The 21,958-nt window shown below is 71.6% G+C and carries 14 protein-coding genes; 6 read left to right on the top strand and 8 right to left on the bottom strand.

Annotated features, from left to right (window positions below; all coding sequences use genetic code 11):
- The first annotated feature begins 413 nt into the window (after positions 1–413).
- Both ACGFRF_RS15885 and ptsP read left to right on the top strand, forming a co-directional pair.
- Positions 414–863, top strand: coding sequence for a PTS glucose transporter subunit IIA (locus ACGFRF_RS15885; protein WP_393740167.1), 450 nt, complete (start codon positions 414–416; stop codon positions 861–863).
- A gap of 78 nt (positions 864–941) precedes the next feature.
- On the top strand, positions 942–2,612 hold the full coding sequence (ptsP, locus tag ACGFRF_RS15890) for a phosphoenolpyruvate--protein phosphotransferase (protein ID WP_393740169.1): 1,671 nt from the start codon (positions 942–944) through the stop codon (positions 2,610–2,612).
- 94 nt (positions 2,613–2,706) lie between these two features.
- Here the strand turns inward: ptsP and ACGFRF_RS15895 are convergent, their stop codons facing one another.
- Together ACGFRF_RS15895 and ACGFRF_RS15900 are read right to left on the bottom strand one after the other, a co-directional pair.
- Complete coding sequence (locus tag ACGFRF_RS15895; protein ID WP_393740171.1) at positions 2,707–3,600, bottom strand: hypothetical protein; 894 nt, start codon at positions 3,598–3,600, stop codon at positions 2,707–2,709.
- Between the two features lie 139 nt (positions 3,601–3,739).
- Positions 3,740–5,707 carry an acetoacetate--CoA ligase gene (locus ACGFRF_RS15900; protein ID WP_393740173.1) on the bottom strand — a complete coding sequence of 656 codons (1,968 nt, stop codon included), beginning with the start codon at positions 5,705–5,707 and terminating at the stop codon, positions 3,740–3,742.
- Positions 5,708–5,921: 214 nt separating this feature from the next.
- On the opposite strand from ACGFRF_RS15900, the gene ACGFRF_RS15905 reads away from it, so the two are divergent.
- Positions 5,922–8,282, top strand: coding sequence for a glycoside hydrolase family 31 protein (locus ACGFRF_RS15905; RefSeq protein ID WP_393740175.1), 2,361 nt, complete (start codon positions 5,922–5,924; stop codon positions 8,280–8,282).
- A gap of 61 nt (positions 8,283–8,343) precedes the next feature.
- On the opposite strand, the gene ACGFRF_RS15910 is transcribed toward ACGFRF_RS15905, so the two are convergent.
- The gene (locus ACGFRF_RS15910; protein ID WP_393740177.1) at positions 8,344–8,880 is read right to left on the bottom strand and encodes an NUDIX domain-containing protein; all 537 of its coding nucleotides are present in this window, start codon (positions 8,878–8,880) and stop codon (positions 8,344–8,346) included.
- Between the two features lie 449 nt (positions 8,881–9,329).
- Here ACGFRF_RS15910 and ACGFRF_RS15915 point away from each other — a divergent pair, with 449 nt between their 5' ends.
- From ACGFRF_RS15915 to glpK, 3 genes are all read left to right on the top strand, one after another.
- Positions 9,330–10,982 (top strand): GGDEF domain-containing protein, encoded by a 1,653-nt coding sequence (locus ACGFRF_RS15915; protein ID WP_393740179.1) that lies wholly within the window; start codon positions 9,330–9,332, stop codon positions 10,980–10,982.
- Between the two features lie 346 nt (positions 10,983–11,328).
- The gene (locus ACGFRF_RS15920; RefSeq protein WP_393740181.1) at positions 11,329–12,078 is read left to right on the top strand and encodes an MIP/aquaporin family protein; all 750 of its coding nucleotides are present in this window, start codon (positions 11,329–11,331) and stop codon (positions 12,076–12,078) included.
- Between the two features lie 94 nt (positions 12,079–12,172).
- A complete protein-coding gene (gene glpK, locus ACGFRF_RS15925) occupies positions 12,173–13,693 on the top strand; it encodes a glycerol kinase GlpK (RefSeq protein ID WP_393740183.1) in 1,521 nt (506 codons plus the stop codon).
- Positions 13,694–13,843: 150 nt separating this feature from the next.
- Here glpK and ACGFRF_RS15930 read toward each other — a convergent pair whose 3' ends face one another.
- Genes ACGFRF_RS15930 through ACGFRF_RS15950 form a run of 5 tightly spaced genes read right to left on the bottom strand, consistent with a single transcriptional unit; the run spans position 13,844 to position 21,808 of the window.
- A complete protein-coding gene (locus tag ACGFRF_RS15930) occupies positions 13,844–14,449 on the bottom strand; it encodes an ATP/GTP-binding protein (protein ID WP_393740184.1) in 606 nt (201 codons plus the stop codon).
- Complete coding sequence (locus ACGFRF_RS15935) at positions 14,430–18,104, bottom strand: hydantoinase B/oxoprolinase family protein (RefSeq protein ID WP_393740186.1); 3,675 nt, start codon at positions 18,102–18,104, stop codon at positions 14,430–14,432. The genes ACGFRF_RS15930 and ACGFRF_RS15935 overlap by 20 nt, the downstream gene beginning before the upstream one ends.
- A 24-nt stretch (positions 18,105–18,128) precedes the next feature.
- Entirely contained in the window at positions 18,129–18,524 is a 396-nt protein-coding gene (locus ACGFRF_RS15940) for a DUF742 domain-containing protein (RefSeq protein WP_393740188.1), read from the bottom strand.
- Between the two features lie 9 nt (positions 18,525–18,533).
- Positions 18,534–18,968, bottom strand: coding sequence for a roadblock/LC7 domain-containing protein (locus ACGFRF_RS15945; RefSeq protein WP_393740190.1), 435 nt, complete (start codon positions 18,966–18,968; stop codon positions 18,534–18,536).
- Positions 18,965–21,808, bottom strand: coding sequence for a nitrate- and nitrite sensing domain-containing protein (locus ACGFRF_RS15950; protein WP_393740192.1), 2,844 nt, complete (start codon positions 21,806–21,808; stop codon positions 18,965–18,967). The genes ACGFRF_RS15945 and ACGFRF_RS15950 overlap by 4 nt, the downstream gene beginning before the upstream one ends.
- Positions 21,809–21,958 lie beyond the last annotated feature (150 nt).

Below are 21,958 nucleotides of genomic sequence, written 5' to 3' on the forward strand. Positions count from 1 at the left end.
TGGCGTTGACTTTTGGCACGCTGTTGAGTTCTCAAGGAACGGTCGCTTCCTTCGTACTCACCCTCTCGGGCTTTCCTCCGGGCGCTTCCCTTCGGCGTTTCAAACTCTACCAGGGTTTTTCCGTCTCTCTGACCACCCCCCTGCGAGCATGCAGAAAGGAGATCCGGAGATAGGATCTGACGAGTTTGGGTGCTGCTGAGCGTGGACGCTCTCGCGCCCCTCCGCCCCAAGCAGGGGTATGACTGTACACGGGGCTTCGAAGCCGGTGCAAATCTGCTGGGTTGGTGGTCTAGACCACCAGCTGATAGCTTCCATCCGGAACCGCCACTTCATATGACATACCCTGCTGCTCAGTGTCGTCCGGGACAGGCAGTGACGGCCCGTAAGCAGCTCCACTCCTTGGGAGGCTTCCCATGACCACCGTGACGTCCCCTCTCGCCGGACGGGCCATCGGACTGGCCGCGGTGCCGGATCCGGTCTTCTCCGGGGCCATGGTCGGCCCGGGCACCGCGATCGACCCCGTTCGTGAGCCCTCCGAGGCCGTGGCGCCCGTGGACGGCGTCATCGTCTCCCTGCACCCGCACGCCTTTGTCGTGGTGGACGAGAGCGGTCACGGCGTGCTCACACATCTCGGTATCGACACCGTGCAGCTCAACGGTGAGGGCTTCGAGTTGCTCGTCAACAAGGGCGACACCGTGACGCGCGGGCAGAGCATCGTGCGCTGGAACCCCTCCGCGGTCGAAGCCGCCGGCAAGTCCCCGGTGTGCCCCGTCGTCGCGCTCGAAGCCGCGGCCGAGTCCCTCTCCGACCTCCGTGACAGCGGTGACGTGAAGGCCGGCGACAGTCTCTTCGCCTGGAACTGACGGCAGTGCCGTCGCAAGACGGCGGATATGACAACCACCGCGGCGGCGGGACCCGCCGCACTATCGGAGACGGGTGAGATGGAGACAACGCTGCGAGGCGTCGGCGTGAGCCATGGCGTGGCGATCGGCGAGGTTCGGCACATGGGCACGGCGGTGCTGGAGCCGCCGGCCAAGCAGATCCCCGCCGAGGAGGCGGAGCGCGAGCAGGGCCGCGCCCGCCAGGCGGTGGACGCCGTGGCCGCCGACCTGATGGCGCGCGGCAATCTGGCGGGCGGCGAAGCACAGGCGGTGCTCGAGGCGCAGGCCATGATGGCCCAGGACCCCGAGCTGATGGCTGACGTGGACCGGCGGATCGCCGTCGGCAGCACGGCCGAGCGCGCGGTGTACGACGCGTTCGCGGCCTACCGGGAGCTGCTGGCCGGCGCGGGTGAGTACCTCGCCGGTCGGGTGGCCGACCTCGATGACGTGCGCAACCGTATCGTCGCCCGGCTGCTGGGCGTTCCGATGCCGGGTGTACCGGACAGCGACCAGCCTTATGTGCTCGTGGCACGGGACCTGGCGCCTGCCGACACGGCGCTGCTCGACCCGTCTCTGGTGCTCGGTTTCGTCACCGAGGAGGGCGGTCCGACCAGTCACAGCGCGATCCTGGCGCGTGCGCTGGGCGTGCCGGCCATCGTGGCGCTGCCGGGTGCCGGTGAGCTGGCCGAGGGCACTGTCGTCGCTGTGGACGGCAGCACCGGTGATGTCTTCGTGAACCCGAGCGCGGAGAAGAAGGCGGAGCTGGAGGCCGCGGCCGCCGAGCGCAAGGCCGCGCTGGCCGCCTCGACCGGGCCGGGTGCGACCGCTGACGGGCACAAGGTGCCGCTGCTGGCCAACGTCGGCGGCCCGGCGGATGTGCCGGCGGCCGTGGAGGCGGGGGCCGAGGGTGTCGGTCTGTTCCGTACCGAGTTCCTCTTCCTGGACGACAGCAAGAACGCTCCTTCCGAGGAGAAGCAGGTGGAGGCCTACCGGCAGGTGCTGGAGGCGTTCCCCGAGGGCCGTGTGGTCGTGCGGGTCCTGGACGCGGGTGCGGACAAGCCGCTGGACTTCCTGACGCCGGCGGACGAGCCGAACCCCGCGCTCGGCGTCCGTGGTCTGCGCACGCTGCTCGACCACCCCGACGTCCTGCGCACGCAGCTCACCGCGCTGGCGAGGGCCGCCGAGGGGCTGCCCGTCTACCTCGAGGTCATGGCGCCGATGGTGGCGGACCGCGCGGACGCGAAGGCGTTCGCGTCCGCCTGCCGCGAGGCGGGGCTGCGCGCCAAGTTCGGCGCGATGGTGGAGATCCCCTCCGCCGCTCTGCGGGCGCGCTCGATCCTGCAGGAGGTCGAGTTCCTGTCGCTGGGGACCAATGACCTGGCGCAGTACACCTTCGCCGCGGACCGGCAGGTCGGCGCGGTCTCGCGGCTTCAGGACCCGTGGCAGCCTGCGCTGCTCGACCTGGTCGCCCTGTCCGCGGAGGCGGCCAAGGCCGAGGGCAAGAGCTGTGGCGTGTGTGGTGAGGCCGCGTCCGACCCGCTGCTGGCCTGTGTGCTGACCGGTCTGGGTGTCACCTCGCTCTCCATGGGTGCGGCGTCCATTCCGTATGTCCGGGCGACGCTGGCGAAGCACACGCTGGCGCAGTGCGAGCGGGCCGCGGCGGCCGCGCGTGCGGCGGACAGCGCCGAGGAGGCGCGCAGCGCGGCCCAGGCGGTGTTGTCGGGCGAGTAGCCGTACCGGCGCGTGTGGCGTGCCGGGTGATCAGGGGCGTCCCGCCTTTCGGGTGGGGCGCCCCTGGTGCGCTCTGTGTGCCTTCCGGCGTGCGTCAGTGGCGGTGCCCCTGTGCTGCCGTCTCCTCTCCCAGGTCGGGTGGCTCGCAGTAGTCGACGCCGGATTCCGGGGAGATGAGGTCACCGGATTCGATGTCGGTGCAGTAGGCGTCGAACACTTCCGCGGCGGTGAGTGGTTCGAGTCCGCCGGCGCGCAGCCGCCAGCCGTAGACGCGGTCGGCCGTGCCGGGGGCGCTGGCGCGCATGACGAGTCCGCCGGGGCTGCGGGTGGCGAGGCCGAGCGCGAGGACGCTGGTGAATTCGAGGGCCTCGGCCTCGTCGAGCCGGGTGGCGCCCTGCGGGTCCTGGTCGCCGTGCAGGACGGAAAGGAGCGTGTCCGGTGGTCCGGAGACGCTGCACACCATGTGCCGGTCACCGGGCGGCGCTGTGTCGAGGATGCGGACCAGGAGGTCGGCGGCGCGGTTGAAGGCCGCCCTGCCGATGTCCTCGCCGCAGGTGGGGCAGGGGCCGAGGCGGGTGAGGAGGGTGGTGGCGTACTCCCAGGTGGCCTGGCGCACGGCTTCGTCCACGAGGGTGGGCAGGAGGGTGGCGAGGGGTCGGCCGTCGTAGGGGATGGTGGGGCCGGTGGCCGCGAGTTCCGCGGTGAAGCGACTGCGGCTGGTCGCGGCTTCCGGATCGAGGCCGGTTTCCGCGCAGTAGGCGGCGTAGTCCTCCGGGTCGAACAGGGCGAGTGTCGTGTGGGTGCCCTGGGCGGCGCGGGTCCTGAGGACGGCCTCCACCTGCTGCAGGTAGGTGGCGTGGTCGTCGAAGGTGAAACTGCGGTAGCGCCGCATGGCGCGGAAGTCGTGTTCGTCGGTGAGCAGGCCGATGGTGCCGGCGATCTCGCGGCGCAGGACGCGTCGCATGGTCTGGTGCTCGGTGTGCGCCATGTTTCCCCCTGGTGCGCAGTCGATCAATGCTCACTCACCGTAACCGGCGGCACTGACAACGGGGGGTCGCAGGAGGTCGTGGGTCCGGCGGTGCGGTCGACTGCGCAGGTGACAGGGGGGCGGTGACGTCTGCGTCGGGTCAGGCGCGCTTGCGGGCGAGTTCCTCGTAGAACCCGAGCAGGGCGAGGTTGTCGATGGATCCGGGGTTGACGGCCTGTGTCAGCGGTGTGCCCTGCAGGAGGCGCTTGACGGGGACCTCGATGCGCTTGCCGGTGAGGGTGTGCGGGATGCCGGGCACTTCGATGATCTCGTCGGGCACGTGCCGGGGTGAGAGTTGTTCGCGGATGGCCTGTTTGATGCGGTTCAGGAGTGTCTCGTCGAGGGTGGCGCCCGGTGCGAGGTGGACGAACAGCGGCATCCAGTAGCCGCCGTCGGGCTGTTCGATGCCGATGACGAGGGATTCCTTGATCTGTGGGAGCCGTTCGACGACTTCGTAGATGTCGGCCGAGCCCATGCGCACGCCCTGCCGGTTGAGGGTGGAGTCGGAGCGGCCGTGGATGATGACGGACCCGCGTGAGGTGACGGTGATCCAGTCGCCGTGGCGCCAGACGCCGGGGTAGGTGTCGAAGTAGCTGTCGTGGTAGCGGCTGCCGTCGGGGTCGTTCCAGAAGTGGATCGGCATGGACGGCATGGGGTTGGTGACGATGAGTTCCCCGACCTCGTCGGTGAGCGGCTTGCCGCTCGGGTCCCACGACTGCAGGTCGGTGCCGAGGCCGGGCGCCTGGAGTTCGCCGGTGTACACGGGGAGGGTGGGTACGGCCCCGGCGAAGCAGGAGCAGACGTCGGTGCCGCCGCTGACGGAGGCGATCCACAGGTCGTCGCGGACCTCGTCGTGCAGCCAGCGGAAGCCGTCGGGCGGCAGGGGCGAGCCGGTGGTGGCGACGCACCGCACAGTGGACAGGTCGTGGTCGCGGGCGGGGTGGACGCCGGCCTTGCGGCAGGCCATGACGTAGGCGGCCGAGGTGCCGTAGAGGGTGGCTCCGGTGCGTTCGGCGACCCGCCACTGGGCGCCGGTGTCCGGGTAGCCGGGGCTGCCGTCGTACAGGACGATCGTCGTTCCGGTGAGCAGGCCGGAGACGAGGAAGTTCCACATCATCCAGCCGGTCGAGGTGTACCAGAAGAAACGATCCTCGGGGCCGAGGTCGCAGTGCAGTCCGAGTTGCTTGAGGTGTTCGACCAGGATGCCGCCCTGGGACTGGACGATCGCCTTGGGCAGGCCGGTCGTCCCGGAGGAGTACAGGACCCACAGGGGGTGGTCGAACGGAACCTGCTCGAAGACGGGTTCGGTGTCCCCCGCCGTGAGCGCCGACCACTCCAGCGCGCCCTCGGGTGCCTCGGTGCCGAGGAGCGGGATGTGCACGACGGCGCGCAGGGTGGGCAGCTCGCGGCGCAGCTCGGCGACGACCTCGCGGCGGTCGTGCTCCTTGCCGCCGTAGCGGTAGCCGTCGACGGTGAACAGGACGACGGGCTCGACCTGCTGGAAGCGGTCGAGGACGCTGCGGGCGCCGAAATCGGGGGCGCAGGAGGTCCAGACGGCGCCCACGGCGGCCGTGGCGAGGAGGGCGACGACGGCCTGGGGGATGTTGGGGAGGTAGCCGCTGACGCGGTCGCCGGGGCGTACGCCGAGGGCGCGGAGTTCGGCGGCGAGGGAGCCGACCTGGCGGCGCAGCTCGGACCAGGTCACCGGACGCGGTTCGTGCGTTTCGTCCACATGCAGGAGGGCGGGTTCGTCCGCGCGGTCGTCCGCGGCGCGCAGGGCGTGTTCGGCGTAGTTCAGGGTGGCCCCCGGGAACCACTGGGCGCCTGGCATCGAGCGGTCGCCCAGCACGCGCGCGTAGGGGGTCGTGAACCTTACGTCGAACCACTCCGTGACGGCTTTCCAGAAAGTGTCCAGTTGCTCGACGGACCACCGGTGCAGAGCTGGGTAGCCGCCCTCGGCCGGTGCGCCGTGGTGCTCGGCGGCCCAGGCCTGGAACTGGGTGATGCGTGCCTGGGCGATCCGCTCGGGATCGGGCTGCCAGAGCGGCTGGGGGTTCGCTGTCGACATGGGGCGGCTCCCGGGCTGTGCGCGTCGTGTGCGTCCGTCCGCGCACGGGCTGGGGTGTGCGCGTGACGCGGCTGACAGGGACGATGCCATGTGATCGACTTCTACACCAGGGTGTGCCCCACATACTCCGTGTCGTGAAGATGTGGTCCCATCACGGGTGAACGGCAGTTGAACGACACGCGCGGGTGCGGGGCTCAGTGGCAGGGTGAGCAGCATGGACGGTCGTGACCTGGTGCGTTCGGTGAGTGTGGTCGGTTCGGGGAGGGCGGCTCGGGGGTTGCGTACCGTTCGGGCCGCGTGGCGCAGGAGGCGTATCGACGCCGCCGGGCTGCCGCGGCGGGGGGCGGAGCGGGCTCGGGTCCCGGGGCAGGTGGAGGGGGTGGAGCCGGGGCCGGGGGGCGGGCTGATCCGCTTCAGCCGGTCCGAACTGCGGATCACCGTCGCGGTGAACGGGGCCGTCTTCTGGGGGTGGGACGGGGCTGGTCCGCAGCCGTCGTACGCGCTCATGGGGAACAGTCCGGATCCGGATCCGCGGGCGGTGCTGGAGCCGGACAAGGACGGTGGCTGGCGGGTGGTCGCCGAGCGGGTGACGGTCGTCGTGTCACGGCACGGCGCGGTGCAGGTGTGCACGCCCGGCGGGGTGACGCTGCGGCGGGACCTGCCGCCGCGCTGGTGGGAGCCGGTCGACGGCGGTACGGCACGCTGGATGCAGCGGTCGGAGGTGACGGCGGACGCCCGGTTCTTCGGCCTGGGAGGGCGGGCGTCGGGGCCGCGGCTGCGGGACGGCACGTACCGGCTGTGGAACACCGATCCGGGCCGTGCGTTCGGCCCCGGTGACGATCCGCTGTACCTGACCATGCCGGTGCAGTTGGTGGTGGCCGACGCCGGCACGCATCTGGTGTTCCACGACACCACGTGGGACGGCACGGTGGCGTTGCGGGAGGGCGAGGAGGGCGCCGGGTCCGGGCACGATCGGGCGGGGCGCTGCGAGGTGCGCATGGAGGGCGGTCCGCTGCGCTGCTGGGTGATGGTGGGCACTCCCACGCGCGTGCTGTACACGTGGGCCTCTCTGACGGGGGCGCCCGCGGTGCCGCCCGCGTGGGCGCTCGGCCACCATCACGCGCGGTGGGGTTTCGGCGACGAGCAGGAGGTGCGCCGGATCGTCTCGGGCTACCAGGAGCACGGCCTGCCCCTGGATGCCGTCCACCTGGACATCGACCACTACGACGAGCACCAGGTGTTCACCGTCGACCAGGAGCGTTTCGCCAAGCTGCCCGTGCTCGCCGAGGAGCTGCGCCGGGACGGGATCCGACTGGTGTCGATCGTCGACGCGGCTGTGAAGGCCGCGCCGGGCAATGCCGTCTACGACAGCGGTTCGGTGATGGACGCGTTCGTGCGGGACGCCTCGGGGCGGACGGTGCGGGGCGAGGTGTGGGCCGGTGAGTCGGTCTTCCCGGATTTCACGCACGCGCGCGTGCGCAAGTGGTGGGGCGGTCTCTACGAGGAACGGCTGGGTCAGGGCTTCGCGGGGTTCTGGCACGACATGAACGAGCCGACGTCGTTCAACGCCTTCGGTGAGCGGACGCTGCCGCGTTCGGCCCGGCACGCCCTGGAGGGGCGCGGCGGCGACCACCGGGAGGCGCACAACGTGTATGCGCTGTGCATGGCCCAGGCGGGCTACGAGGGGCTGCGTGAGCTGTCGCCGCGGGAGCGGCCCTTTCTGTTCTCGCGCTCCGGCTGGGCGGGGATGCAGCGGTACGGGGGCGCCTGGTCGGGGGATGTGGCGACGGGCTGGCCCGGGTTGCGGGCGTCCCTGTCGCTGGTTCTGGGGCTGGGGCTGTGCGGGGTGCCGTACTCGGGTCCGGACGTGGGCGGTTTCGACGGCAGTCCGTCGCCGGAGTTGTACCTGCGGTGGTTCCAGCTCGGCGCGTACCTGCCGCTGTTCCGTACGCACGGGAGTTTGCGTGCGGGGCGCAGGGAGCCCTGGGAGTTCGGTGCCGAGGTGCTGGAGCACGCGCGCGTGGCGCTGCTCGAACGCCGAAGACTGCTGCCGTACTTCGTGACGCTGGCGCAGCTGGCCCGACGGACCGGCGCGCCCTATGTGCGGCCGCTGTGGTGGGGGGCGCCGGAGGACCGGGCGCTGCGTGCCTGCGAGGACACGTTTCTGCTCGGTGACAGCCTGTTGGTGGCTCCGGTCCTGGACCCCGGTGCCGACCGGCGTGCGGTGCAGCTGCCGCGGGGCCGCTGGTACGACACGGTGACGGAGGAGGCGTACGAGGGGCCGGCTCAGGTTCTCGTCGACGCACCGCTGTCACGGATACCGGTATTCGCGCGCGCGGGAGCGGTCGTGCCCGTGCGGGGCGCCGACGGCGGGCTGGAGCTGGAGGTGTGGGCGCCCGTGCCCGGCCGGACGGGAGGCGGCCTGGTGGTGCCGGACGCGGGCGACGGGTGGGACGATCCGGAGATCGAACGGTACGTCGCCCGCCGGCAGGGCCGACGGGTGGTGGTCACCCGGGAGCGGGAGAACGGCACGAGTGAGCCGCCCTACCCGGTGCGCGTACGGGGGCTCGGCTGAGCGGCACCTCGTGGGGTCGACTCGGCCGAGCTGCGCCGTGTGCGGAAGGCCGGCCGGTGGCTCAGACGTACCGGCCCTCGAACCAGGCCCGTACGGCCACGGTGTGCAGCGGGAAGGCGAGTTCCTCGGGCCTGCGCAGCAGGTGCCAGCCCTCGGTCTCGTCCGTGGGGTCGGACGGCGGCAGCCCGTCGGCCGGGCGTTCCGGGAGGAGCCCGAAGAGAAGCAGGTGCCCGTCGGGCGAGCTCATGGCGTCCATGAGCCGCACGTCGCGGGCGGCCGCGTCGATACCGGTCTCCTCCTTGAGTTCCCGCACGACGGCCTGCTTCCAGTCCTCCCGGTCGTCGATGTAACCACCGGGCAGGGCCGTGCCTCCGCGCGCGGGGGCGATGGTACGGGTGATGACGACCAGGGCCGTGCCCTTGGTGTCGTACACGGGCTGGAGCGCGATCGCGACCGGCAGCGGATTGCGATAGGCGACCGTGCCGCAGCTCGGGCAGGTGCGCGGCCAGTCGGAAACGCCTTCTCCGTAGAGCGCTCCGCAGCTCGAACAGTGCGAGTTCGGCCCGGAGTTGGCAGTTGGGTGCTGAATTTCGGACACGCGCGGACTGTATCCGATCAGGGGAAGGACGTCTTCCGGCAGTGACGCGCCCGGAACGACGGGAATCACAAGAGGCGGCCGGAATCACCCCCGTCGATCCCGGCCGCCCCTCCCGTACCAGGACGCCGGAAGGAGGCGCACGGTTCACAGGGACGGCCTGCCCATGTGCCGTGACGCGTGGCACACTCCTGACACTCAGTCGGACAACGTTACGGGGATGAGCCCTGCCGCATACACGCGCACGCGCGGTCGCCGGCTGGTTCAACGGCGAGGGCGACGGGACGAATCCGGTCGTACACCGACAGCGGTACCGCCCTCCGTCACCCCCAGCACGCTGTACGGCGAAGGCACCCCTTAAGACTCTCCACGCTGTGTGATCGCTTCGGAATCCTGCGTGAACGTCTCATGAACTGCGCCTGGGCGCGGACGGGCGGCGCCATCATGCTCCCGTGCACTCCTGGACGGACACTCTCCGCTTCGCCTTCCAGCCGGTGGTCAACCTGAGGACGGGCGTGGTCGCCGCACTGGAGATACTTGCCCGCCCGGAGACCGGTGACGTCCTGGCCCAGGCCCGCCGCGACCCCGAACTCGACGGCACGCTGACGGTCTTGGCCCTCCGTGCGGCGACGCGCAAGGAGACGCTGCTGCCGCTCCACCTGAACGTGTTCGCGGCCACACTCGCCGACCTCGGCGGTCTGACGCCGTTGCACGACGCCGTGCGCGCGGCGGGACGCATGCCGTGGGAGGTGACGCTCGACATCGTCCCGCCCTGCACGCACGTGCCGCAGCGGGCCCTGCTGGAGGCGGTGGCCGCGCTCCGCGCACAGGGATTCCGGATCTGTGCGGACGGCATCGGGGACGGCGACGTGCCGCTCAGGCTGCTCACCGACCTCTCGCCCGACCTGGTCAAACTCGACGCCTCACTGCTGGCCCGACCGGCCGCGGTACGGGCGATGCGCACGCTGTGCGAGGAACTGGGTGCCCTGATCGCGGTGGAGGGCGTGGAGACCGAACTGCAGTGCGCTGCGGCGGTGTCGGCCGGCGCGCAGTTGGCACAGGGCCAGTTGTTCGCGCCGCCGGCCCGGATCCCGGCGGCGTACGTTTACGTTCCGCCCCGCTCGCCGGGTTCCCTGCCCATGCCGCGGTCGGGACCTTCGGTACGGGAGTTCGTGCGCCCGGCCGCCGTCCTGCCGGTGACAGCTCCGGCGGGGCAGGTACGGGCACTGCTGACCGGGTCGCCGGACGTCTCCGGGGTACTGCTGGTCGACCAGGCCGGCAGGCCGGTCCGGTCGGTGCACCGGTCGCGGTTCCTGTTGTCGATGTCGGGCCGCTACGGGCATGCCCTGTATGCCGACCGACCGGCCTTCAAGCTCGGGGACGCACCCCGGACCGTCGGCGTCGACGCCACCGCCTGGGAGGTGCTGGACGTGGTCGCGGTCGGCGGCCGGGACCGGACCTCCGACGATGTGGCGGTGGTCGACGGGCATGGCCGGTGCGTAGGCGTCGTGCGGCTGGCGGACCTCGTGCGGGCGTTGGCCGAGAGCCGGGTCGAGGAGGCGGCCGGGCTCAATCCGCTGACCCGGTTGCCCGGTTCGGACGCGATCACGGGTGAGGTGGACCGGTGGATAGCGGACGGGCGGGCGTTCGCGCTCAGCTGGCTGGACATCGACCACTTCAAGCAGGTCAACGACGGTGCCGGGTTCGCGGTCGGTGACGAGCTGATCCGGTCGGTGGGCCGAGCGCTGCAGCAGGCGGTGCCGGGCCACGCGCGCGTTGGGCACATCGGTGGTGACGACTTTCTGGTGCTGGCCGACGAGGAGGTGCTGGATCCGCTCGTCGCCGCCGTGCTGGACGGGCCCTGGTCGGCGGGCGGCCGGCCGGTCACGCTCTCCCTCGCGACCCTCGTGTGCGCCCCGGGCAGCGTCAGCGATCATCGCCAGGCCGCCGCCCGTCTGGCCCCGCTGAAGAAGGCGGCCAAGGCGCTGGACGGCGGGAGCTGGGTGCTCGGCCGCGCCGGGCTGCCCGGCCACGAGGTCCGGCGCGGCGGCTCGGGGACCGCACCGGCCGAGGCCGGGTACGGGGCCGTCGAGCCACGGTGGTGAACGACCTTCCCGGACAAGGCCCTTGAGGTGCCGCCGCGGTGCGGGCCCGTGGGGTGAGCCGGTGTCACCGTCGTCGTCGGCAACCTTGACGGCCCCGGGGTGCCGGTGAACACTTCCCGGTGCCAGCCGACATCGCCGTACATTCTCGGCGTTATCAGGCACTGTGCCACGGGTCTGTCCTGCTCCACGGCCCGTCCCACCGTGGCGATCCGGCTGCGACGGCACGCTCGTCACGGACGCCGGGCGGGGCGCGGGGCTTCCCTGCCTTCGGCTGAAGTCGCCAAGGGAACCGTTCCTGCACGGAGGGCCGGGGCTGATCGCCCCCGCCGGCGCCAAGGGAGCCGCCATGAGCAACGGAGACATTTTCGTCGGCGAGGTCATCGGCACCGCGATCCTCATCCTGTTCGGTGCCGGTGTCTGCGCCGCCGTCACCCTCAGATACTCCAAGGCGCGGGCCTCGGGCTGGGTCGTGATCGCGTTCGGCTGGGGCTTCGGCGTGCTCGCCGGCGCGTACACCGCCGCCCCCCTCTCCGGCGGCCAGCTCAATCCCGCGGTCACCATCGGCATCGCCGTGGACACCGGCACGTGGGGCAAGGTCTGGGTGTATCTGCTGGGCCAGATCGTCGGCGCGATGCTGGGCGCCGTCCTGGCCTACCTGGTGTATCTCGCGCAGTTCCGGGCCAACGTCCGCACGGAGGGCACCACCGAGGGCACGACCGGCGAGCCGGTACCGACCCTCGGTGTCTTCTCGACCATCCCGGAGATCCGTAACCCGGTCGCCAACCTCGTCACCGAGATCATCGCCACCATCGCGCTCGTGCTGCCCGTGCTGGCCTTCGGGCTCACGAAGGGCCTCGGCGAGTCCGGCACCACCGTGCTGATCGTCTCGCTGCTCGTCGTCGGCATCGGGCTCTCCCTCGGCGGCCCCACCGGCTACGCCATCAACCCGGCCCGCGACCTCGGTCCGCGCGTCGTGCACACCTTCCTGCCGATCCCCAACAAGGGCACGTCCGACTGGGGGTACGCGTGGATCCCGGTCGTCGGCCCGCTCATCGGCGGGGCGCTCGCCGGCCTCATCTACAACGCGGCCTTCTGAGGCCCTGAGGCCGCACACGGCCCGCCCGACGCCACGGGTGCCTTACCGCGCGGCCCTCTGCCCAGCGACCCGACCCAGCGACCCAGGGACAGCCATGACGGACACCGCCGAGAAGTACGTCGCCGCCATCGACCAGGGCACCACGTCCAGCCGCTGCATCGTCTTCGACCACAGCGGCGCCGTCGTCGCCGTGGACCAGCGCGAACACCGGCAGATCTTCCCCAAGCCTGGCTGGGTGGAGCACGACGCCACCGAGATCTGGTCCAAGGTGCAGGCCGTGGTGGCCGGAGCGCTCGCCAAGGCCGGCCTGCGCGCCGACCAGCTGAGCGCGCTCGGCATCACCAACCAGCGGGAGACCACGGTCCTGTGGGACCGTTCGACCGGCAAGCCGGTGCACAACGCGATCGTCTGGCAGGACACCCGCACCGCCGCGCTGTGCCACGAACTGGGCGGCGCGGACGGCCAGGACCGCTTCCGCGAGCGAACCGGACTGCCGCTGGCCAGCTACTTCTCCGGGCCCAAGGCGGCCTGGCTGCTGGACCACGTGCCCGGTCTGCGGCGGCGGGCCGAGCGCGGCGAGATCGCGTTCGGGACGATCGACTCGTGGCTGATCTGGAACCTCACCGGCGGCACCGACGGTGGTCGGCACGTCACCGACGTCACGAACGCCGGCCGCACCATGCTGATGAACCTCGACTCGCTCCAGTGGGATCCCTCCATCCTGTCCGCCATGGACCTGCCCGAGGCGGTGCTGCCCGAGATCAGGTCCTCCGCCGAGGTCTACGGCACCGCGGTCGGGCAGCTCGCCGGGGTGCCCGTGGCCTCCGCGCTCGGCGATCAGCAGGCCGCCGTGTTCGGGCAGGCCTGCTACGACGTCGGGACCGCGAAGAACACCTACGGCACCGGTAGTTTCCTGCTGTTGAACACCGGCAACCGGCCGGTGCCGTCCAAGAGCGGGCTGCTGACGACGATGGGCTACAAGATCGGCGGGGAGGCGCCGGTGTACTGCCTGGAGGGGTCCATAGCGATAACGGGCGCCCTGGTCCAGTGGTTCCGCGACCAGCTCGGGATCATCCGCACCGCCGACGAGATCGAGCCACTCGCGGCGAGTGTCGAGGACAACGGTGGCGCCTACATCGTGCCCGCGTTCTCGGGCCTGTTCGCGCCCTACTGGCGCTCCGACGCACGCGGGGTCGTCACCGGGCTGACCCGGTACGTCACGAAGGCGCACCTCGCGCGCGCGGTGCTGGAGGCGACGAGCTGGCAGACCCGGGAGGTCGTGGACGCCATGTACCAGGACTCCGGGGTGCGGATCACCGCCCTGAAGGTCGACGGCGGCATGACGAAGAACAACCTGCTCATGCAGCATCAGGCGGACGTCCTCGGCGTGCCGGTGATCCGGCCGCGGGTGTCCGAGACCACCTGTCTGGGCGCCGCCTACGCGGCCGGGCTGGCGACCGGTGTGTGGAACGACCTGGACGAGCTGAAGTCCCACTGGCAGAAGGACGCGGAGTGGACGCCCGCCATGGAGGCGCCGGCGCGCGACCGGGAGTACCGCAACTGGCGCAAGGCCGTGGAAAAGAGCTTCGGCTGGCTGGAGGAGGGGGGCGCGTAGCAGCACCGCAGGGCGGCGCCGGAACCGCGCAAGAACGGCGCGCGAAACTGCACGAGGCGGTGCGCACGATCGCCGCACGCGCGCGTGGGTGCTCCTCACCGGATCACGGCCCGTGCCCCGGTCGGCGGAGGTACGGGTCGTGTCCGTGGCTCAGGTGCTGACGGTCGGGCGGGCCTCGGCCGTGTACTCCATCGCATGCCGGACGACGCCGACGAGCACCTCCTTGACCGACTCCCGGTCGCGCGCGTCGCACAGCAGGACGGGCACGTCGTCGTCCAGGTCGAGGGCCCGGCGGACGGCATCGGCCGGGTAACGGGCGGCTCCTTCGAAGCAGTTGACGCCGACGAGGAAGGGTATGGACCGTCGCTCGAAGTAGTCGACGGCGGCGAAGCAGTCCTCCAGGCGGCGCGTGTCGGCGAGGACGACCGCGCCGAGCGCACCTTCGGACAGCTCGTCCCACATGAACCAGAACCGTTCCTGCCCGGGCGTACCGAAGAGGTACAGCACCAGGTCCTCACGCAGGGTGATGCGGCCGAAGTCCATGGCCACGGTGGTGGTGTGCTTGCCCTCCACCCCGCTGGTGTCGTCGACCGGGCGTCCGGCCTCGGTGAGCAGTTCCTCGGTGCGCAGCGGCCTGATCTCGCTGACCGCGCCGACGAGCGTCGTCTTGCCCACGCCGAAGCCGCCGGCCACCAGGATCTTGAGCGTGACGGGCTCGACCGGGGGCTTGCCGCGCTCAGAACGCCCGAACATCATCGATCTCTTCTCCTGCTTGATGGGGGTCGGGCGACGGTCGGCCGTAGCCGCCGCCACCGGGGGTTTCGATGACGAGTACGTCGCCGGGACCGACCTCAGCCGAGCCGCTGCCGCCGAGGTCGGTGACCGTGCCGTCGGCTCGCTCCACACGACCCGCGCCCAGCGCTCCGGGCTCGCCGCCCGCCATGCCGTACGGAGGCACACGGCGGTGCTGGGACAGCGTCGAGACGGTCATGGGCTCGAGGAACCTGATGCGGCGCACGGCGCCGTCGCCGCCGCGCCACCGTCCGGCGCCGCCGCTCCCCCGCCGGACGGCGAACTCCTCGAGTCTGACCGGCAGCCGCCACTCCAGGACCTCGGGGTCGGTGAGCCGGGAGTTGGTCATGTGGGTCTGTACGACGTCGGCACCGGGGAAGCCGTCGCCCGCTCCCGATCCGGAGGCGACGGTCTCGTAGTACTGGTGGCGCTCGTTGCCGAAGGTGACGTTGTTCATGGTGCCGGAGCCCTCGGCCTGGACGCCGAGCGCGGCGTACAGGGCGCCGGTGATCGCCTGGGACGTCTCCACGTTGCCCGCGACGACGGCGGCGGGCGCCTCGGGGGCGAGCATCGAGCCGGGCGGCACGACGATGTCCAGGGGGCGCAGGCAGCCGTCGTTGAGCGGGATGTCGTCGGCGACCAGGGTCCGGAAGACGTAGAGGACAGCCGCGTTGACGACGGCGACGGGGGCGTTGAAGTTGGTGGGGAGCTGCGCCGAGGTGCCGGTGAAGTCGATGGTCGCCCGGCGCTCGGCGCGGTCCACGCGCACGCGCACGCGGATGACGGCGCCCGAGTCGGTCTCGTAGGCGTACTCGCCGTCGTCCAGGGCGTCGATGACGCGGCGGACGGCCTCCTCGGCGTTGTCCTGGACGTGCCCCATGTAGGCCTGGACGACGTCGAGGCCGAACTCGCCGATCATGCGGGCGACTTCCTCGACGCCCTTCTGGTTGGCGGCGATCTGCGCGCGCAGGTCGGCGAGGTTGGTCCGCACGTTGCGGGAGGGGTGAGCCGCCTCGGTGAGCAGGCGGCGGGTCTCCTCCTCGCGGAAGCGGCCGTTCTCGGCGAGGAGCCAGTTGTCGAAGAGGACGCCCTCCTCCTCGATGGTGCGGCTGTGGGCCGGCATCGAGCCCGGGGCGATGCCGCCGATCTCGGCGTGGTGGCCGCGTGAGGCGACGTAGAAGAGGATCTTCGGGTCACGCTCCGTGTCCGTGGCGCGGTCGGTGTCGAAGACGGGGGTGATCACGGTGACGTCCGGCAGGTGGGTGCCGCCGTGGTACGGGTCGTTGACGGCGTAGGTGTCGCCCGGCCGCATGGCGGGGCCGCGGCGGCGGATGACCTCTTTGACGCTGGTACCCATGGACCCCAGGTGGACGGGGATGTGGGGCGCGTTGGCCACCAGGTTCCCGTCCGGGTCGAACAGGGCGCAGGAGAAGTCCAGGCGCTCCTTGATGTTGACCGACTGGGCCGTGGACTCCAGCCGGGCGCCCATCTGTTCGGCGATCGACATGAAGAGGTTGTTGAAGACCTCGAGCAGAACCGGGTCCACTTGTGTGTCGAGATCGGAACTCTGCGTAATCGCCGTGCGTTCCATGACCAGATGCCCGTCGTCGGTCGCCACGGCCCGCCAGCCGTCGTCGACGACGGTCGTCGCACTGGCCTCCGTGATGATCGCGGGGCCGGTGACGGTCTCGCCGGGGGGAAGGGCCTCGCGGCGGTGGAGGGGTACGTCGCGCCAGGCGCCGCCGGTGTGGAGACGGACGGTTTCGGGCGCTGCGGGTCGGCCCTCGTAAGGGGCGAGGGCGGAGAGATCGGGGGGTGCGGTGATGCCGGTGGCTTCGACGGAGAGGGCTTCGACGACGAGCGGGCGGTCGAGGGTGAAGGAGTACGTGGCGCGATGACGTTCTTCGAAGGCGTGCTTCATGGCGTCGGGCTCGGCCAGCTCGACGGTGAGGGGGGTGTCGGTGCCGTCGTAGCGCAGCTGGGCCCGGCAGGTGACCCGGATGCGGTCCGCGGGGACGTCCTCGGCGAGGAGTTCGGTGCGGGCGGCGGCCTCCAGGGAGCCGGCGGTCTCACGGATGCCGGGCATGGTGGCGGCTTCCAGGGGCGCCTCGACGGACTGTTCGCGCATGGCGGTGGTGTCGGCGAGGCCGATGCCGAGTGCGGAGAGGACGCCTGCCATGGGGGGTACGAGCACGGTGCGGATGCCGAGCGAGTCGGCGACCCGGCACGCGTGCTGGCCTCCGGCGCCCCCGAAGGTGGTCAGGGCGTAGCGGGTGACGTCGTGCCCCTTCTGGACGGAGATCCGCTTCACGGCGTTGGCGATGTTGGCGACGGCGATCTGCAGGTAGCCCTCGGCCACCTGCTCCGGGGTGCGGTCGTCGCCGGTCCGTCGGTGGATCCGGCGCGCGAGGGCGGTGAACCGGTCACGGACGAGGGCCGCGTCCAGGGGCTGGTCGCCGCCTGGCCCGAACACGGCCGGGAAGTGGTCGGGGTGGATGCGGCCGAGCATCACGTTGGCGTCGGTGACGGTGAGCGGGCCGCCGGCGCGGTAGCAGGCGGGACCCGGGTCCGCGCCGGCGGAGTCGGGCCCGACCCGGTAGCGCGAGCCGTCGAAGTGCAGGACGGAGCCACCGCCGGCGGCGACGGTGTGGATGTCCAGCATGGGGGCACGCAGCCGGACGCCCGCGATCCGCGTGGTGAAGACGCGCTCGTACTCGCCGGCGAAGTGCGAGACGTCGGTGGAGGTGCCGCCCATGTCGAAGCCGATGACGCGCTCGAATCCGGCGCGCTGCGACATGCGTGCCATGCCGACGATGCCGCCGGCCGGGCCGGAGAGGATGGCGTCCTTGCCGCGGAACTGCCCGGCCTCCGTCAGCCCGCCGTTGGACTGCATGAACATCAGCCGCACGCCGTGGAGTTCCTCGGCGACGTGCCGCACGTAGCGGCGCAGCACGGGCGAGAGGTAGGCGTCGACTACGGCGGTGTCCCCGCGGGGGACGAGCTTCATCAGCGGGCTGACCTCGCTGGAGAGCGAGATCTGGGGGAAGCCGGTGCGGGCGGCGAGGTCGCCGATCGCCTGTTCGTGGGCGGGGTACAGGTGGCTGTGCAGGCAGACGACGGCAACGGCGCGGATCCCGTCGTCGTATGCCTGCCGGAGCGGGCCCGCGAGGGCATCCAGGTCGGGGGCGCGCAGGACGGTGCCGTCGGCGGCGACGCGCTCGTCCACCTCGACGACCCGTTCGTGGAGCAGTTCGGGCAGTTCGATGCGGCGGGCGAAGATGTGGGGGCGGTTCTGGTAGGCGATGCGCAGGGCGTCGCGGAAGCCGCGGGTGATGACGAGGAGGGTACGTTCGCCCTTGCGTTCCAGCAGGGCGTTGGTGGCGACCGTGGTGCCCATGCGGACGGCCTCGACGGGCTCCTGCGAGCCGCCGAGGAGCGCGCGTACGCCGGCGACGGCCGCGTCGGCGATGGGGGTCCCCCCGCTCGAGCGAAGCCGAGAGTGCGGGCGGGCCGGGTTGTCGGACAGCAGTTTGTGCGTGAGCAGCCGGCCGTCCGGGCGACGCGCGACGATGTCGGTGAAGGTGCCGCCTCGGTCGACCCAGAACTGCCAGCCTGTCACGTCACTACCCCGCTTCCGCGCCGGTCACAGCGCCCGGAGGCCGTTGATCACGTCGCGCAGAATACTCTCGTCCGGCAGTTCGGCCGGTGGTACCGGGCGCGTGACATGGACGAGTTCCGCGTGCACGAGATCGCCGATGAGCACGCGGACCACGCCGATGGGCAGATCGAGGTCCGCGGCGAGTTCGGCGACCGACTGCGGCGTGTCCCGGCAGAGTCCGACGATCTCCACGTGTTCGGGGGACAGCGTCGGGTCTGCTTCCGGGTCGCCCGCGTCGGGCTCCGTGACGACCACCGCGATGAGGTCGAGGCGGTGCTGGGCCGCACTCGTGGTGCGGCCGCGCGTCATGGCGTACGGACGGACGACCGGTCCGGCCTCGTCGTCGAACCAGTGCGTTCTTCCCTGACCGTCTCCGCTCATGCCATCCCACTACCCGCCTGCGGGCAGATCGGTGCGCGGGGCGGTGCCCAGGTGCACGCCGACCCGCTTGACCAGAAGCGTCATCTCGTACGCGACCTGTCCGACGTCGGAGTCGGCGTCGGAGAGGACGGCGAGGCAGCTGCCGTCACCGGCGGCGGTGACGAACAGGAAGGCGTCGTCGAGCTCGACCACCGTCTGGCGCACGCTGCCCGCCTCGAAGTGGCGTCCCACTCCCTTGGCGAGGCTGTGGAAGCCGGAGGCGACGGCGGCCAGGTGCTCGCTGTCCTCCCTGGTCAGGTCCGTGGACACGCCGGTGGGCAGCCCGTCGCCGGACAGGACGACGGCCTTGCGGATGCTGGCGACGCGGTCGACGAGATCGTCCAGGAGCCAGTTCAGCTCCCCGTTGTTCGTCGCCGTGTGGTCGGTCGCCTTCGGTGCGGTCATCGACCGTCCCCCTTAGTCGTTCCTTGTGCTGTGCCGTTTGGGGCCTCGTCGCCCGCGGCGTTCTCCTCACGGCCGCGCTGCCAGCCGCGCTGGAGGGAGGCCATCCGGCTGCGGACCTCCTCGGCATCGCGGTCGGCGGGCTGGGCCGCGTGCTCGGCGCGCCGTTCGGTGCCCTGCTTGAGCTGGGGGGCCAGGTTGGCCTGGCGGATACGCCGGGGCAGCGGCCCCGTGCCCGGTTCGGCGGCCGCCTCACCGGCGGGCGGGGTGGTGGCGCCGCCGGTCCCGGCCGCATCGCTGCTGGGCGGCGGCGTGTCGCTCGGACCGCCGGAGGAGAGCGCCTGGGGCCGGCTCCGCCCGGGCAGCGCCGGGGGCGCGGACGTCTCGGCGACGCCGCCGGACGCAGTGGTCGCGGGCTCGCCGAGGCGGCCGGTGACTTCGGGGGCGGCACGCCGGGGGGTCGCACCGCGGCGCCGGGCGGGCAGCGGGGCCAGTCCACCCGTGTCGGCGCGGCGCGGGCCGCCGGAGGGCGGCTGGTCCGGTTCCGCACGGCGGGAGCGCTGGCCGGTGACGGGCTTGCCGTGCGAGCTGACCAGCTTGGGTGTCTGCCGCCGCGGCAGGGGTACGGGTTCTCGGTCGCCGGGCTCCTCGGACGAGGGATGGTCACCGGGGAGGGCGGCCGTCCGGTCCTCGGCGCCGGCGAGAGAGCGGCGGTGGCGGAACAGTCCGCCGCGCTCGCTGTCCTCGTCCACCAGGATCCCGGGGAAGTCGTCGAGGGCGTCCAGATCGACGGGCGACTCCAGTTCGACGGGGCCGTCCAGCAGGGAGGTCGGCAGGCCCGGCAACTGCACCGGTGCCTGGACCCGTCCGGCGGCGCGACTCGCCGCCTGTCCGGGCTCCCTTGCCGGACGGTCCCGGTCGAGGCGGAAGCCGATGCCGTTCGTGTCCGGGACGTCGTCGCTGAGCAGCGTGTCCGGGACGAAGACGACAGCGGTGGTGCCGCCGTAGGGCGACGGCTGGAGGGAGACACGGACGTTCTGGCGCTGGGCCAGGCGGCTGACCACGAAGAGGCCGAGCCGGTCGGTGTCGGAGAGTTCGAACTCGGGGGTCTCGGCGAGACGCAGATTGGCGTCCAGGAGTGCCTCGGCCGTCATGCCGAGACCCCGGTCGTGGATCTCCAGCGTGAACCCGTTGGCGACCCGCTCACCGAGGACCTGGACGGCGGTGTGCGGGGGCGAGAAGACGGTGGCGTTCTCGAGGAGTTCGGCCACGAGGTGGGTGAGGTCGGCGACGGCCGGGCCGGTGACGGCGATGCGCGGCAGGCGCCGTACCTCGATGCGTTCGTAGTCCTCGACCTCGGCGACGGCGGCGCGGACGACGTCCATCAGCTGCACCGGGCGACGCCACTGCCGGGACGGCGCGGCGCCGGAGAGGATCACCAGGCCCTCGGCGTGACGGCGCATGCGCGTGGTGAGGTGGTCCAGGCGGAACAGGTCGGCGAGTTCGTCGGTGTCCTCGGTCCGGCGCTCCATGGTGTCGAGCAGGGTGAGCTGTTTGTGCAGCAGCACCTGGCTGCGGCGGGCAAGGTTGACGAAGACCTCGGAGACACCGGCCCGCAGTTCCGCCTGCTTGACGGCGGCCTCGACGGCGGCGCGCTGGAGGGTGTTGAGGGCCTGGCCCACCTCTCCGATCTCGTTCTTGTCGTACTCGAGCCGTGGCACTTCCGTGTCGACGTCGACCTGTTCGCCGGCCGACAGGCGGCGCATCACTCCGGGCAGCCGGACGCCGGACGCCTCATGGGCCTCCAGGCGCAGCTGCCTCAGGTCGCGGATGAGGGCACGGCCCACCCGGACGGAGAGGACGACGGAGAGCACGAGGGCGATCAGGCCGAGCAGGCCCGCGACGGCGGCCTGCAGGATGACGCCCACGGCCACGGGGCGCACACGGTCCTGCAAACGGTCGCCCACCTGGTCGTCGAGGGTCCCCAGTTCGTCGAGGACGCCGGCCGCGGCGGAATCCCAGTGCTTGGCGGTCATCCCGCGGGGGGTACCGGAGCCCGCGCCGATGACGGTCTGTTCGGCCACGCGCAGCGGGGCGGTGGTGGCGTTCTTCCAGAGGTGTTCGTAGCGTTCGCGTTCGGCGGCGGGCAGCAGCGGCAGGCTGATGTCGTACAGGAGCGTGCGCTGGGCGACGAGGTCGGAGATGTCGCGGGTCTCGTCGCGGGTGAGGCGGCCGACGACCAGGGAGGAGCCTAGGAGGGCGTCCTCCCTAGAGAGCAGTTCACGGGCGCGGGTGATGTTGACCAGGGCGCGGCCCTGCTTGTCCATCTCTACGTCGTCGATGCCGTCGAGGGCGGCGAGCAGCGAGTAGCAGGGGTCGACGAGGCGGTTGTAGAGGCCGAAGGCCTGGGCACGGGTGACCGTTCCCTCCTCGACGCTGCGGCGCAGGGAGTCGAGGCCGTCGAAGGCGTCCAGGACGGCGGTGAGCCGCTCGTTGTCGTCCTGGTCCATGCCGTCGCGGATGTCGCGGACCTTGGCGTTCTTCCGGACCTCGCCGATCGCCCGGTCGGTGGCGCCGCGGGTGCGGCGCAGCGCGGAGAGGGCGTCGGCGGCCCGTGGATCGGCGAGGTAGACGAGGGTCTGGCGACGTTCCTGCTGCAGGACGCGGACGGTGTCCTCGGTGGGATAGCCGATGTCCTGCACGACGTCGGTGACCCGGAACAGCTGGGCGACTTCACGCCCCGTGAGTATCGTGGCGAAGCCCCAGATGGCGGTCAGGGACACCAGCGGCACGAGAAGCAGCGCCACGATCTTCCGGCGGATCGACTTCCCGCGAAAGCGCATGGCCTCCCCCAGCTCGACCCCCGCCGGTCGGGGGTGCACATGTGCGTCAACAAACGGCGCGAGCCTACTACCGCCTGACAGTTAACTCGAAGACACGTCCGGAGGGTGAACTTCCGCAGTAGCGGCGAGACATGGCGAGTTGTCCGGTCA

It is taken from the genome of Streptomyces sp. NPDC048521, assembly GCF_043199855.1.
Taxonomy (GTDB): Bacteria; Actinomycetota; Actinomycetes; order Streptomycetales; family Streptomycetaceae; genus Streptomyces.